The organism is Thalassospira indica (genome assembly GCF_003403095.1).
GTDB lineage: Bacteria > Pseudomonadota > Alphaproteobacteria > Rhodospirillales > Thalassospiraceae > Thalassospira > Thalassospira indica.
The window spans coordinates 1,499,026-1,514,148 of sequence record NZ_CP031555.1 but is presented as its reverse complement, the minus strand read 5'-3'; the positions used below and the strand labels follow the sequence as shown (position 1 = coordinate 1,514,148).

The following is a 15,123-nucleotide window of genomic DNA, read 5'->3' as shown; positions in this document are numbered from 1 at the left end:
CGTCTTTTCAACAGACAGGAGCACGAGATGAACACGGCCAACACCGCGATATCCACGCCAGTGATGCCCCCAAAAGATCGTGAGGCCTGGCACCAAGGTGAAATCGAGATGCAGGAACGCGTCGGTGTCCGCCAACAAATGGCGGATGTTGGCAAACGTGTCCTGCGTGATCACCTGATCGATCAACATCGCCAGTTTTATCCGCAACTGCCCTTTGCCGTGTTCGGAACTGTCGACGAGAACGATGATGTCTGGGCAACATTGCGCGCCAATCATCCCGGGTTCCTGTCGGCATCTGATCCGTATCACCTGTCCGTCAATTTGCCACGCGACGCCGATGATCCCGCCGATGCCGGGATGGGCGACGGCAAGCCGATTGGCATGATCGGCATCGAATTACACACGCGTCGCCGCAACCGATTAAATGGACGCATTACCGCACAGACCGATAAGAAATTTGACATTCAGGTCGGGCACAGCTTTGGCAACTGCCCGCAATATATCCGTCTGCGCGATTTCGAATTCGTCCGCGACCCGATGTCTGCGCCGACATCCAAACCCGAAATATCCCGCAAACTTGATGATCGGGCGCGAGCGCTGATTGCAAAGGCCGATACGTTTTTCGTTGCGACCTATGTTGATCGTGACGGCGGGCATCGCGAAGTTGATGCATCCCATCGTGGCGGCAAACCCGGTTTTGTCCATGTCAATGCCAATGGCACACTTACAATCCCCGACTTTGCCGGAAATCAGTTTTTCAATACGCTGGGCAATATCCTGTGCAATCCCGAGGCGGGGCTTGTCTTTACCGATTTTGCGACTGGTGATGTCCTGCAAATTACCGGTGATGCAGAAGTCATCACCGAAGGCCCGGAAATCAGTGCCTTCAAGGGTGCCGAACGGCTGTGGCGTGTTGTCCCGCACAAAACAGTCTGGCGGGCATCGGCATTGCCAATTCGATGGCGCCCACAGGAAGAAGGCATGTCCCCCAATAGCCTTCTGACCGGGGATTGGGAAAGTGCGGAGAAGAAGCTTGCCGCGATGAGCGCCGCACAACAATGGCGCTCGTTCAAAGTGGTGCGGATTACAGAAGAAAACCATCTGATCAAATCCTTCCAACTCGAACCGGCTGATCAGGGTGGCTTGGTGTCATTCAACCCCGGTCAGCATTTGCCAATCCGGGTGAACGTGGCGGGCCATGACAAACCGTTTATCCGAACCTATACACTTTCCAGTGCACCGTCAGATGCGCACTATCGGATCAGTGTCAAACGCGAAGGCGCAGTATCCGGCCATCTTCATGATAACCTGAAAGTTGGCGACACCCTTGAGGCACGCGCCCCTGCTGGTGATTTTTCCCTTCAGCCCAACATCAAACGGCCGATGGTTTTGATGGCAGGCGGGATTGGCATCACGCCCATGATGTCGATGATGCGCCATGCGGTTTACGAGGGATTGCGCACACGCAATTTCCGCCAGATCTGGCTGTTTTATGCAGCGCGGAGCATGTCTGACCGTGCCTTTGATGCGGAAATTGTCGAACTGGTCAAAGCCGCCCAGGGTAACATCCGTATCATCCGGGTTCTTGGTGATCCCGATGGCGCGACACCGCGCAAGGATTACGAGGCATCGGGTTATATCGACATGAACTTGTTGCGGGCCGTTTTGCCGTTTGATGATTTTGACTTTTACCTGTGCGGTCCACCGCCCTTCATGCAAGGCCTTTATGACGGATTGCGCGGGCTTAACATCGCCGACAAGCGCATTCCCGCAGAGGCATTTGGCCCCGCGTCATTAACCCGCAGTCGGGATAACGATGACGACGTTCCCGAATTGCCCCGCGCAAGCAGCAAGCCCACAAAGGTCGAGTTCGCCCAATCAAACCAGTCGGCCGTCTGGCAACCGGATGCAAACAAGACGTTGCTGGAACTGGCGGAGGACGCAGGCCTTGCGCCAGAGGCCAGTTGCCGGGGTGGGAATTGCGGCACATGCCGCACCAAAATCACCCAGGGCAGTGTGACCTATAACAACCGGCCCAGTGCAAAAGTCGGCGCAGACGAAGCGTTGATCTGTTGTGCTGTCCCTGCCGAACCGGAAGATGGCGAGCCAACGCCACTGGTTCTGTCGATATAGGCTGAATGGATTTCTGGTTCTTCGATTGCAAGGGCGGGATCAAAGCTCTATCTAGGTCGTAACTTTTACAACGATTTTAGCCGGAGCTTCCCGCCCCATGGCCGATCCGATCACCGTCTTTGATCGAGACACCCTGAAACTGCGCCGCGACCGCGCGGCGACCAAGGCGCAGGACTTCAACTTCCTGTTTGCTGAAACGGCCGAACGGCTGGCTGATCGCCTTGATGACACCACGCGCACATTCCCGCTGGCGGTTGATCTTGGCTGCCATAGCGGTGAATTGGGCCAAATCATTGGCACACGCGGCGGCATCGAAACGCTTTATCAGTCCGATATTTCGCGGGGCTATGCCAAGGCTGCACAGGCCAACAACGGCAAAGGCACGCTGGTCGCGGATGAGGAATTCCTGCCCTTTGCCGAAGGATCGCTTGATCTGATCCTGTCCAACCTGTCGCTTCACTGGGTCAATGATCTGCCCGGCATGCTGTTGCAGGCACGCCGCGCCCTTAAGCCCGACGGGTTGTTTCTGGCCTGCTTGCTGGGTGGCGAGACGCTTAAGGACTTGCGCGAAGCCCTGATGACGGCGGAGGCCGAGGAAGAGGGTGGCGTATCACCGCGTGTTTCCCCCTTTGTTGACGTGAAGGATGCCGGGGCGCTTTTGCAACGCAGTGGCTTTGCCCTGCCGGTGGTCGATGCTGATGACATCTATATCGACTATCCTGATGCGCTGAAACTGATGCGTGATCTTTCGGGGATGGGTGAAAGCAACCTGATTGCCAAACGATCCAAAAAGTTCACCAAACGCAGCACCCTTGCGCGTGCCGCGGCAATTTATCACGAACGCCATGCGCGTACTGATGGCCGCATCCATGCCAAGTTTCAGGTGATTTATCTGACCGCCTGGGCCCCCGATGAAAGTCAGCCCAAACCGCTGCGCCGTGGAACGGGTCAGGTCAGCCTTGTTGATTTTCTGGGTGATGACGCGAAAAAGCAGTAAGGCCGGATCAAAGTCGGTATCACTTCCCGGATGAAACCATCTCACGGATCTTGGTCGCCTTTTCAAAGTGATCAAGCTCGTGGGTTTTGATCCACCATGTCGCGGCTTCCATCAATGTGTCCGGATCATCATTGCGATTGGCAAAAAACGCGTAGAATGACAGACCGACATCCGGCCCCTTTTGCGCGATTTTCTTGTCACACACAGCAATAATTTTCTCGCGCAGGCTTTGACGCATGATCGCTCCGTTTTAGGGTCTGGGCTTCAAAGGGTTGATGTATGACCTGTTTGCCGCGAAATTGGCAGTCTGATACCGCCCATCACATGACAATTTCTGTCAGGAAAGATTTGACATGCAGCTCCCCCACCCCCTGATCCACGGCAAGCTGATCAAACGCTACAAACGGTTTCTCGCCGATGTCGAGCTTGATAATGGTGAGGTAATCACGGCCCATTGTGCCAATCCGGGCGGGATGATCGGGCTTAAAGAACCCGGGATTGATGTCTGGTTGTCGCAATCGGATAATCCGAAACGCAAACTGAAATACAGTTGGGAGCTTTGCCAGATTGGTGATGCATGGATCGGCATCAATACGGCCCACCCCAACGCGATTGTTGAAGAAGCGATCCTTGCCGGCAAGGTGCCGGAACTTGCGGGCTATGAAAACCTCAAGCGCGAAGTCAAATACGGCAAGAATTCGCGGATCGACATTTTGCTTTCCGATCCAGACAAGGGCCTTTGTTATGTCGAGGTGAAAAACGTTCACCTCAAACGGGATGATGACGTTCCGGGTTTGGCTGAGTTCCCCGATGCCGTGACTGCACGCGGGGCAAAGCATCTGGATGAAATGACCGACATGGTTGCCGAAGGTCACCGGGCGGTGATGTTCTATCTGATCCAGCGCACCGATTGTGATCGGTTTACACTCGCCACTGACATCGATCCGCATTATGGCGAACGGTTCAAGGCCGCACGAACAAACGGGGTCGAAGCCATTGCCTATGACTGTTCGATTGATACCCGTGCGGTAACGGTGCGGTCATCCTTGCCTATTCTCGGGTTATAGGATCAAGGCCCCAAGTCCCTGCATATCAGCCAATCCTTGCCAATCATGGCGTCTGGCTTTATGTCATTGGGCTATAAAACAGACATTGATACAGCCGAGTTTAAGGAGATTTTCGGGTGGCGAACGGAACAGTCAAAATTCACGGCCCCGAAGCATTTGAAGGCATGCGCGCCGCAGGCAAGCTGGCAGCAGAAGTGCTTGATATGATTACCCCGCATGTGGTTCCGGGTGTCACCACCGGTGAGTTGGATCGCCTGTGTGATGAATATATCCGCGATCACAATGCGATTTCGGCCTGCCTTGGCTATCGCGGTTTCCCGAAATCCACCTGCACGTCGATCAACCATGTGGTCTGCCACGGTATTCCCGGCGACAAGAAACTCGCCAATGGCGACATCATGAATATTGATGTCACCGTCATCCTTGATGGCTGGTATGGCGATACATCGCGCATGTATATTGCCGGCACGCCCAAGGTCATGGCGCAGCGTCTTGTCGATGTGACCTATGAGGCGCTCTGGCGTGGGATCAATGCCGTCAAACCGGGGGCAACCCTTGGCGATATCGGCCATGCCATCCAGTCCTATGCCGAGAGCGAGCGTTTTTCAGTCGTGCGTGATTTCTGCGGTCACGGGCTTGGTCAGGTGTTCCATGATGCGCCAAATATCCTTCATTACGGCAAGCCGGGCGAAGGTCTGGTGCTTGAGCCCGGCATGATTTTTACGATTGAGCCGATGATCAATCAGGGAACCTATGCGTGTAAAATTTTGCCCGATGGCTGGACAGCGGTGACGCGAGACCGCAAACTGTCTGCACAGTTTGAACATTCGCTCGGCGTGACGGATGACGGGTTTGAAATCTTTACCCGATCCCCGGCCGGTCTGGAAAAGCCGCCCTACGATCTTGGCAAGGCCGCCGAGTAACGGGCACGCAAAAAGGGGAAGCAGATTTGAGCGAAGAACGAGATCGCAAAGCTGCTTCCGATCCTGCCAGACAATCATCATTGGAAATAGATGATGGCACCCGGGTCTTTTTTGATCAGGCCCGGGCAGTGCATGTATCGGGCACGCTTGGCGCATCCGGCACCGACGCAGTGGATGCCGAAAAATCCAAATCCGCAAAACCCCATTATCACGGCCATCGCCAACGGCTGCGGGATCGCTTTATCAAGGGGGGCGCCACCGCCCTTGCCGATTACGAGTTGCTTGAACTGATGCTGTGCATGGCGATGCCGCGTGGGGATGTCAAACCACTGGCAAAATCGCTGATCGCGCAATTTGGCAGTTTCGCAAATGTTCTGGCTGCGCGCCCCGAAGACCTCAAAACCGCCAAGGGCCTTGGCGAAGCCGGTATTGCCGCGATTAAAATTGCCGAGGCAAGTGCCCTGCATCTGTCACGTGAACGGGCGATGGAATTACCGGTGATCGCCAGTTGGGAACAGCTGATTGATTATTGCCGGGCAAGGATCGGGCACCTTAAGAACGAGGAGCTGCACCTGCTGTTTCTCGATCGCAAGAACCGGCTGATTGCCGATGAATGCCATCAACGCGGCACGGTCGATCACACGCCGGTTTATCCGCGCGAAGTGATCAAGCGTGCGCTTGAACTGCATGCCTCCGCCCTTATTCTGGTGCATAACCATCCAAGCGGCGATGCCACCCCGTCAAAGGGTGACATCGACATGACCCGCAAGATTGTTGATGCCGCCAAGGCGATGGACATCACCGTGCATGATCACATCATCATCAGCCGTGCCGGATATAATTCCTTTAAGACGCTTGGCCTGATATAGCTGCCATCCCTGATCCATTTCCCACCACGAGATAGCCATGCCCCATATCGGTTTGTTCGCCCTTGTCGTGCGCGACTATGACGAAGCCATCGCATTTTACACCGAAAAAGTCGGCTTTGAGTTGATTGAAGATACCGACATGGGCTGCGGGAAACGGTGGGTGGTGGTCTCCCCGAAGGGGGCTCGTGAAACACGTGTTTTGCTGGCGAAGGCAGGCAATAACGACCAAGTCAGCGCGATTGGCAATCAAACCGGCGGTCGGGTTGGCTTTTTCCTGAACACAGATGACTTTGAGCTCGATCACAAACGCATGGTTGATGCAGGGGTTCATTTTCTTGAGGCTCCCCGCGATGAGCCCTATGGCACGGTCGCCGTGTTTGAGGACCTCTATGGCAACAAATGGGATTTGCTGTAACTGAAGGTATCAGGGTGAAACTGGCTGCTATCCCGATACCCGCCACCGATCGGGAATAAAATCGCGCAAAAAGGTAACGGACCGGCAGTTGGTTGCAATAGTGGGGGATGCCGGTCCGTCTCGTCGGCAAAGCCTGATTGCTTGCCGACAAGTTCGAGGTAAGATGACAGGGAGACGGTTCAGGGTCAGAAAGTGTAGACCAGCACCAGACCAGCACTGAGCACATAGTCCTCATCAATGATCGGACTGTCGGTATATTCGTCGAGCAGGAATTTAACGTCAGTGGTCCCAACGACGGCAAAACTTTCGGTCACCGGATAGGTCACACTGAAATCAAGATGCGGGATAAAGGTGGCGTCGGGGGAATAGAAGCCACGATCACTGCGCACTTCATTGCGACGTACGCCGACGTTGTAATCAACGAGGTCTTCGCTTTGCCAGGTCACACCACCGCCGACATTGAAGCTGAACTTTTCGTATTCGGTTGGCAGGTAATAAGCAACATCCACCTCATGCCCGCCATGAGCATTGTTGAGATCAGTCTGATAGCTTGCCTGAAGCTCGCCGTGCCAAACACGCAGCGATCCGCCGATACCGGCTTCGTATGCCATATCGCGTTTTTCAAGCCCGTTCAGATAGCTTGAGTCACCCGGATCAAAAGGCTCCATCCGAAGGCCACCAATGATCGAAACGCTGGCAAAGTCATTCATCCAGACTTTGGCATCAATGCCGTCAATACCGATACGAAGACGTTCGGCATCATAGGCCAATACCGGAAGCGCGTCTAAATCTGTACTATCGGCCCCGCGATAGGGATTGCTGCTGATCTGGCCGAAGGCACCGATCTGCCAATTGCCGCCAAGCCAGGGTTTAAGTGGGTCTTCGGTCTGCGGATTGACCTGTTCGCGGATGATTTCCCTTTGTCCAGGCGTTGCAGTCTGGGCGTGTGCGCTGCTGGCAAACATGATGATGATGGCTGCCGTACAGATGCCAAGTCCGCCCAGCACCATTGCATCCCCCAAACGACGAGAACAAAAATGCGATACCATAAAATGCGATACCATAATGTCTAAACATCCCAATTGTGTTGTTGATGTCGCGACATTGCCCGAGCGCGCCAAAGAAGGCGTCCGGTTTTATAGCCTTGTACTTACAATCCGCACCAAACAGGTACGAATGCGCATTCATACGCCTTAACTATCTGATTTTGCGAAATTGTTCTGACGATAGTTACTTGGTGTATGACCGGTGATTTTCTTGAATGCCTGATTGAAGGTCGATTTCGAATTGAAGCCGACCTCGGTTGCGATATCGAGGATCGTGCGGTTTGGTTCCTCGATCAGCAGACGAGAAGCCTCGTCAACCCGGACTTCATTAACGAAATCAAAGAAGCTTTTACCCAGATGCTGGTTCAAGACAAAGGAAAGCTGATTGGGCGTTGCCCCGACAGCAGAAGCCAGTTTGGGCATCGTAAGCAGTGGATCAAGCATCACTTCACGGTCTGCAACGATCCTTGCGAGGCGGGTGCGAATACGGTCGATACCGGGGTCATCAACAATTGCACGCAACATCGGGGTCTGTTGGGTGTCGGTCCCTTGGCCGGTTTCCTGACGTTCAGGCAGATGGTCCTCGGCGCCGTCTTCGGTTTCCGCTTGCACAAAGATCGCCGGGTTCTGCGCGATAACCTGACACATGCGGAAGAACACAACCACAAACCCCACCTTGACACCAAGCGACAGCCATTCCGCGCGAAAGACAAACATATCCAAAAGGTTGGTCAAGGTGAAGACGGTAAACAACACCGTCATCCCGACAAGAAGCTCGATAATCCAGCGACGCATTCGTTCACTGTCGGCCTGGAGTTGCCAGTTGGCTTGTCGCAAATAACGCCGCGCGAGCCGCCATATCCCCGCCATGTAACCGACAAATGACACGCAAAACAGGATGACAATCGCCAGGAGAACCAAATTGGCAAGCCCTTGCGATGAAAACGCAATCTGCAACCCGACATCACGCACATGATCCTGATTGGCGACCATACGCGTACTTTTCAGGTAAACCATAAGCCCGATCGCTGCGGTTACCGGAATTAATACCAGATAATGCCGGTATGGCCGGGACACCGGATTTCCCGAAACTTCCCGGAAATACAAATATATCGACGGTATAAAGGCAAAAAAGAATGGCGCAAAAACCGGCACAAGATACAGGTTCACAATCGGGCTGATGAACGGGTCGAACGTATCGTCAATAAAACTCATACCGACCGAAAACCCGAAGACCATGAGCCAGCGGTTGGCGCGAAAAGAACGCTTTCCTTCGTCCATCAACAAGACAATCAGGAAAATCGCCTGCGATACGCCAAGAACCGAAACGATCAGAAAAAGAATGTCGAATGTTTCAATCATTCCTGCGCCTTCAGTGGCGGTTTCTGTTGGTGGGATATGCGTGGCCGAGCAGAACGCAAGAGCCGCAACGAACTCTACGGAAATACGCGACTATCAACCACGCTGCAACCAAGACTTACTTGAAGGACCTCAGCAACATGGATGCAGGCACTTCGATCTGAACAGCCCGCTTTGCGCGATATCGCCTTGATCGCACTGCTCTTCACGCGCTTATTTTCACCCATATTCTTGATAGGCTCCACGCGTTCGTAAAATCGCGATCAGATCACCACCACGCCTGCAAAGAGGCACCTGTCCAATATCTGCTGTCTTCAAACCCGTCCTGTGACCACCATATGGGCCGGGTTTCTTGCGATTCGGTCGCATCTTGTGATGTGCGAGGCGGTCGAATGCGAACGGTGTCTGAGCAGATCACCACTTTTGCGCGATCATCCACCGAAACCATACCGTCCTGACTGTTTTCGGACGATTGGTGTTAAGAATGCCAAACACCGTAACAAATTCGACATAAATCCCCATATGCACAACAATTAACGATTGAAAACGTTTTCCCGCGCAAGCATTAATCTATCTTCCCCGTTGTGTAGAATCTGCCTTGCAGTAAGCGCATACCCGGATCAGTATTTTCACGTACGTACTTTCTGGGAGGTGCGTAACGAAAAATCAAAATGATAAGGGAGACATTTTAGATGTCAGACAACGCGATGACTGCAAAAGGTCTCGTGAACGGGTTGCTAAAATCCTCACGTGCTTTTGTGTTGGGTACCGCCTTGATTGCCGGTTCGATGACGATGTTGTCGACCAGCCAGGCGCAGGCCGAAAAGATCCTGCGCATTGGTAACGACGGCGAACCGCAGTCAATGGATCCGCATTTCATCTCTACCATCCAGACCAGCCGTATCTCCGATGATATGTCGCTGGGTCTTCTGACATATGGCCCGGATGGCCAACCGGTTCCCGGTGCAGCCGAAAGCTGGACCGTTTCCGAAGACGGGATGACTTACACCTTCAAAATCCGCGACCATAACTGGTCAGATGGCACCCCGGTTACGGCACAGGACTTTATCGCCGGCTGGGAACGCCTTCTTGATCCGGCACTGGGTGCGGAATACGCATCCCTGCTCTACATCATCGAAGGCGCTGAGGAAGTTAACACTGGCAAGGATGGCGCGAAACTCGCTGCCAAGGCCATTGATGACCATACCCTCGAAGTCAAACTGACCGCACCTGCCCCCTATTTCCTGGCACAGCTGACGCACCAGACCGCTTTCGCCATTCCACGTCATGTCGTTGAAAAATACGGCAAGGATTGGGTAAAGCCGGAAAATATCGTTGTGAACGGTGCCTACAAACTTGTCGAATGGGTGCCAAACGTTCACACCAAACTGGTCAAGAACGAAGAATTCTATGACGCCGCAAACGTTCCGATCGACGAGGTGATCTATTACACCTACGAAGATCGCACGGCGATGCAGAACCGTTTCCGCGCAGAAGAACTGGACGTTGCGCGCGACATCGCATCCGAACAGATTTCCTGGCTGCGTGACAATTTGGCCGACAGCCTGCGCATCGCGCCCTATGCCGGGATTTATTACTACGCCGTGCGTAGCGACAAAGAGAAATTCCAGGATCCGAATGTCCGCAAGGCACTGTCGCTTGCGATCAACCGCGAAGCAATCACCGACGCGGTTCTGAAAACCGGCGAACTTCCGGCTTATTCCTTTGTCCCGCCGGGAACCGGTAACTATACCGAGCCTGCATATGTCTCTTGGAAAGACCTTTCTTATGGTGACAAGGTCGCCGAAGCCAAGAAACTGATGGAAGCAGCCGGTTATACCGCTGAAAACCCTCTTAAATTCACGCTGCGTTACAACACATCTGAAAACCACAAGCGTATCGCGATTGCGGTTCAGAACATGTGGAAACAGATCGGCGTCGATGCAGAGCTGTTTAACACCGAAGGTAAAATCCACTATGCCGACCTGAAGGTTGGTGACTTTGAAGTCGCCCGTGCCGGCTGGATTGCCGATTACAACGATGCCCAGAACTTCCTGTTCCTCGGTGAAGAGCGCACCGGTCCGCTGAACTATGCAGCGTTTGATAACCCGCGCTACAACGAATTGATGCTGGCTGCCGAGAATGAAGGCGACCTGAAAAAGCGTGCAGAACTGATGCATAGCGCAGAAGCCATCATGATGGAGGCACAGCCCTACATCCCGATTTACTACTATGTCTCGAAACAGCTCGTCTCACCAAAGATCAAGGGCTGGATCGATAATGCCCCGGATCGTCACCTGACCCGCTGGCTCGACATCGCCGAGTAAATCCTGCCTTCGTGTCGCAGGCTGTGTGGTGTTCCTCCCGCCCGCAGCCTGTGACCACCCCGACGGGGATGAGAGAAAATGTTATCTTACGCCATTCGGCGCCTGCTGATCGCGATCCCGACATTGTTCATCGTGATCACAGTCGCCTTCTTCATGATGCGTATCGCACCGGGCGGCCCGTTCGATCAGGAACGCGCATTGCCGCCGGAAATCGAAAAGAACATCAAGGCTGCCTATGACCTTGATAAGCCGCTGGTCGAACAATACGCGATCTATATCGGCAAGCTTTTCCAGGGCGATTTCGGACCATCGATTAAAATCCGCGACTTTTCGGTTGCCGAACTGATCATGGCAGGTGCCCCTGCCTCGATGCAGCTGGGCCTGAGCGCGATTGCCATTGCGCTTGTGTTTGGCGTCGCGTTTGGCACCTATGCCGCCATTCGACAAAACAGCGCGGTTGATTTCGTTGTCATGGGTGTTGCGATGATCGGCATCGCCATTCCGAACTTTGTCATGGCGCCGTTATTGTCGCTGGTATTTGGGCTTTATCTGTCGATCCTGCCGACCGCCGGCTGGGGGGATGGGGAACTTGAATACAAAATCCTTCCGATCATCGCACTTGCCCTGCCCCAGATTGCCTATATCGCACGTCTGACCCGCGGGTCGATGGTCGAAGTTCTGCATTCGAATTACATCCGAACCGCACGCGCCAAGGGCCTTCGCGAGACGCTTGTCGTCAATCGCCACGCCATCAAGGGCGCGCTGTTACCGGTTGTTTCCTATCTTGGTCCGGCAACGGCGGCCGTCATGACCGGCTCGGTCGTGATCGAAAGCATCTTTGGCGTGCCCGGTATCGGCACCTATTTCATCAAGGCAGCGTTGAACCGCGACTACCCGCTCGTGATGGGGGTGGTGATTGTCTATGCGGTGATGATCATTCTGCTGAATTTCCTGGTCGATATGATTTACGGCCTTCTTGATCCCAAACTGAAGTCACGCTGATAATGAACAAATCTGAAAAAACAGCTCTGCTGCAATCAGCCGGCGCAGCCGAAGAAATCGAAGGTCGCAGCCTGTGGCGCGATGCCCGTATCCGGTTGTTCCGCAATAAGGCGGCTGTCGGCTCCATGATCATTCTGGGCATTATTACCTTACTCGCAATCTTTGCCCCGCTTCTGAGCCCGTATGCCTATGACCAGATCGACTGGGGCTATATCCAGGAAGGTCCGAACTGGGAAAACGGCCATATCTTTGGCACCGATGGCAATGGCCGCGATCTGTTTATCCGGGTGCTTTATGGCGCGCGTGTATCGCTTGCGGTCGGGCTTCTGGCAACCACGGTCTCGCTGATCATCGGCGTTACGTACGGCGCGGTTGCCGGATATTTCGGCGGCAAGATTGACAGCATCATGATGCGGTTTGTCGATGTGCTTTATTCCCTGCCCTTCATGTTCTTTGTCATCATGTTGATGGTTGTGTTTGGCCGAAACATCTTCCTGATCTTTGTCGCCCTTGGCGCGGTTGAATGGTTGACCATGGCACGTATTGTCCGCGGTCAGACATTGTCGCTACGTCGGCGCGAATTTATCGAAGCTGCCCATGCAACGGGTGTTTCGAACTTCAAGATCATTTTCCGCCACGTCATTCCCAACGTGCTGGGCCCGGTCATTGTCTATATGACGCTGACCATCCCGCAGGTGATCCTGACCGAAAGCTTCCTGTCCTTCCTTGGACTGGGTGTGCAGGAGCCGCTGACAAGTTGGGGCGTTCTGATTTCCGAAGGGGCCAAGGTAATCGAGGCATCGACATGGATGCTGATCTATCCGGCTGTGTTCCTGGCACTCACCCTGTTCTGTTTTAACTTCATCGGTGACGGTCTGCGCGATGCGCTTGATCCGAAAGACAGGTAAGGCGGAAAGGAAAAACCATGACCACAAATCATATTCTGACTGTCGAAAACCTGACCACGCGCTTCCAGACCCCGGATGGCGAGGTCGAGGCCGTCAATAACGTCAACTTCCACATCGATCCGGGCGAGACGCTTGGTGTTGTCGGGGAGTCCGGATCTGGCAAGACACAGATTTTCCTGTCGCTGATGGGATTGCTTGCCAAAAACGGCGCATCCACCGGGTCGGTCCGATACAAGGACAAGGAAATCCTCAATCTGCAGCCCCGCGAATTGAACAAAATTCGCGGTGTGTCGATGTCGATGATCTTTCAGGATCCGATGACATCACTGAACCCGTTTCTGAAAATCTCCCGGCAGATGACAGAAGTTCTGGTCGAACATCGTGGCATGTCGGAAAGCGATGCCTTGGCGCGCGCAATCACCATGCTTGATCGTGTCGGAATTCCCGGCGCGGCCCAGCGCGTTCACATGTATCCGCATGAGTTTTCAGGGGGCATGCGCCAGCGTGTCATGATCGCCATGGCACTATTATGTGACCCGGAAGTTCTGATTGCCGATGAACCGACCACCGCCCTTGATGTGACGGTGCAGGCTCAGATCCTTGATCTGTTGCGCGATCTGCAAACGGATTTCAACACAGCCACCGTCATGATCACCCATGATCTGGGCGTGGTGGCGGGCCTTTGTGACCGGGTGATGGTGATGTATGGCGGGCGTGTTGTCGAAACCGGATCGGTTCGCGACATCTATTACGACAGTCATCATCCCTATACCGAAGGCCTTTTGAAATCGATGCCACGGATTGATCGCGCTGATGAAGAAAGCCTGTTTGCCATTCCCGGCCAGCCGCCCAACTTGCAAAACCTTCCAAAAGGCTGCGCCTATCAGGAACGATGCGAATATGTGTTTGATCGCTGCTGTGCGGAACGCCCGCTTTTGAGGGAATTTGGCAATGGCCGTGCCAGCGCCTGTTTCCGGGAGGATGACAAATGAGCGTGATGAACAAATCCGCTAAAAAAGACGCGTCACCAATCCTGTCGGTCCGCGATCTCAAGGTTCATTTCCCGATCCCGTCCAAGGGCCTGTTTGCCCCTGACCGGCAGCTCAAGGCCGTGGATGGCGTCAATTTCGATCTTTATCCCGGCGAGACACTTGGTGTTGTCGGGGAGTCCGGCTGTGGCAAATCCACGCTTGGCCGTGCGATCCTGCAATTGATCCCGCCAACCGATGGTCAGGTTGCCTGGCTTGGCAAGAACATTGTCGGCGCACCACATCGTGACATGCAGCCTTTGCGCCGGGACCTGCAGATCATTTTTCAGGACCCGTTGGCCAGCCTGAACCCGCGCATGACCATTGGCGAAATCATTGCCGAACCGCTGGTGACCCATAAACCGGAACTCGGCAAGGAAGAAATCAAGGCACGGGTCAAACGCATGATGGCGCGCGTTGGCCTGTTGCCGCAAATGATCAACCGATATCCGCATGAGTTTTCCGGTGGTCAGTGCCAGCGCATCGGCATTGCGCGCACAATGATCCTGGAGCCCAAACTGATTGTCTGTGACGAGCCGGTCTCGGCCCTTGATGTTTCCGTTCAGGCCCAGATCGTCAATCTGTTGCAGGAATTGCAGCGGGAATTTGACCTGTCGCTGATTTTCATCAGCCATGATCTGTCGATCGTGCGCCACATCTGTCACCGCATCATGGTGCTGTATCTGGGTAATGTCGCCGAACTCGCAGACCGTGACAGCATCTATGCCGCACCACGACACCCCTATACCAAGGCCCTGATTTCCGCCGTTCCGATCCCCGATCCCGAGATCGAACGCAACAAGGAACGCATTGTTCTGACCGGTGACTTGCCAAGCCCGCTGTCACCGCCATCAGGATGCGTGTTCCGGACCCGCTGCCCGTTTGCCAAGGATGAATGTGCGCAGGAGCCACCGGTCCTGGAACGCGTTTCAGACAGTCAAGAAGTCGCCTGTCACTTCCATGACAGCATCTAGTTCAACAAGAGCCTCCTAAGAAACTGCACCAAAACTTTTAAGACCGCCCTTGTGGCGGTCTTTTTTTCTATCCGT

General features: G+C 54.1%; 14 protein-coding genes. 11 read left to right on the top strand and 3 right to left on the bottom strand.

The genetic code is table 11. From position 1 onward, the window contains the following. Positions 1-27 precede the first annotated feature (27 nt). Positions 28-2,133, top strand: coding sequence for a 2Fe-2S iron-sulfur cluster-binding protein (locus DY252_RS07105; RefSeq protein WP_064789341.1), 2,106 nt, complete (start codon positions 28-30; stop codon positions 2,131-2,133). A gap of 97 nt (positions 2,134-2,230) precedes the next feature. After that, positions 2,231-3,130 carry a methyltransferase domain-containing protein gene (locus tag DY252_RS07100; RefSeq protein WP_064789342.1) on the top strand — a complete coding sequence of 300 codons (900 nt, stop codon included), beginning with the start codon at positions 2,231-2,233 and terminating at the stop codon, positions 3,128-3,130. A gap of 19 nt (positions 3,131-3,149) precedes the next feature. Here DY252_RS07100 and DY252_RS07095 read toward each other — a convergent pair whose 3' ends face one another. After that, positions 3,150-3,368 carry a DUF6500 family protein gene (locus tag DY252_RS07095; RefSeq protein WP_064789343.1) on the bottom strand — a complete coding sequence of 73 codons (219 nt, stop codon included), beginning with the start codon at positions 3,366-3,368 and terminating at the stop codon, positions 3,150-3,152. 115 nt (positions 3,369-3,483) lie between these two features. Between DY252_RS07095 and sfsA the strand changes: the two genes are divergently transcribed. The 4 genes from sfsA (at position 3,484) to DY252_RS07075 (ending at position 6,404) form a co-directional block, all read left to right on the top strand. After that, a complete protein-coding gene (gene sfsA / locus DY252_RS07090) occupies positions 3,484-4,197 on the top strand; it encodes a DNA/RNA nuclease SfsA (RefSeq protein ID WP_064789344.1) in 714 nt (237 codons plus the stop codon). A 116-nt stretch (positions 4,198-4,313) separates the two neighbouring features. Next, entirely contained in the window at positions 4,314-5,120 is an 807-nt protein-coding gene (gene map, locus DY252_RS07085) for a type I methionyl aminopeptidase (protein WP_064789345.1), read from the top strand. Positions 5,121-5,146: 26 nt separating this feature from the next. Next, positions 5,147-5,989, top strand: coding sequence for a RadC family protein (gene radC, locus DY252_RS07080; RefSeq protein WP_174713874.1), 843 nt, complete (start codon positions 5,147-5,149; stop codon positions 5,987-5,989). 37 nt (positions 5,990-6,026) lie between these two features. Beyond that, positions 6,027-6,404, top strand: coding sequence for a VOC family protein (locus tag DY252_RS07075; RefSeq protein ID WP_064789346.1), 378 nt, complete (start codon positions 6,027-6,029; stop codon positions 6,402-6,404). Between the two features lie 185 nt (positions 6,405-6,589). On the opposite strand, the gene DY252_RS07070 is transcribed toward DY252_RS07075, so the two are convergent. Then, positions 6,590-7,468 carry a MipA/OmpV family protein gene (locus tag DY252_RS07070; RefSeq protein WP_231959742.1) on the bottom strand — a complete coding sequence of 293 codons (879 nt, stop codon included), beginning with the start codon at positions 7,466-7,468 and terminating at the stop codon, positions 6,590-6,592. Positions 7,469-7,597: 129 nt separating this feature from the next. Next, positions 7,598-8,812: an AraC family transcriptional regulator gene (locus tag DY252_RS07065; protein WP_064789348.1), complete on the bottom strand. Its 1,215-nt coding sequence runs from the start codon at positions 8,810-8,812 to the stop codon at positions 7,598-7,600. 689 nt (positions 8,813-9,501) lie between these two features. Between DY252_RS07065 and DY252_RS07060 the strand changes: the two genes are divergently transcribed. The 5 genes from DY252_RS07060 (at position 9,502) to DY252_RS07040 (ending at position 15,048) form a co-directional block, all read left to right on the top strand. Further along, positions 9,502-11,136, top strand: a complete 1,635-nt coding sequence (locus DY252_RS07060; RefSeq protein WP_063088938.1) for a peptide ABC transporter substrate-binding protein — start codon at positions 9,502-9,504, stop codon at positions 11,134-11,136. A 78-nt stretch (positions 11,137-11,214) separates the two neighbouring features. Beyond that, positions 11,215-12,138: an oligopeptide ABC transporter permease OppB gene (gene oppB, locus DY252_RS07055; RefSeq protein ID WP_063088937.1), complete on the top strand. Its 924-nt coding sequence runs from the start codon at positions 11,215-11,217 to the stop codon at positions 12,136-12,138. A 2-nt stretch (positions 12,139-12,140) separates the two neighbouring features. Continuing rightward, positions 12,141-13,046 carry an oligopeptide ABC transporter permease OppC gene (oppC, locus tag DY252_RS07050; protein WP_129542694.1) on the top strand — a complete coding sequence of 302 codons (906 nt, stop codon included), beginning with the start codon at positions 12,141-12,143 and terminating at the stop codon, positions 13,044-13,046. A 17-nt stretch (positions 13,047-13,063) separates the two neighbouring features. Beyond that, a complete protein-coding gene (locus DY252_RS07045) occupies positions 13,064-14,038 on the top strand; it encodes an ABC transporter ATP-binding protein (protein ID WP_064779508.1) in 975 nt (324 codons plus the stop codon). After that, positions 14,035-15,048, top strand: coding sequence for an ABC transporter ATP-binding protein (locus DY252_RS07040; RefSeq protein WP_269451525.1), 1,014 nt, complete (start codon positions 14,035-14,037; stop codon positions 15,046-15,048). Before DY252_RS07045 ends, DY252_RS07040 begins: the two co-directional genes overlap by 4 nt. Positions 15,049-15,123 lie beyond the last annotated feature (75 nt).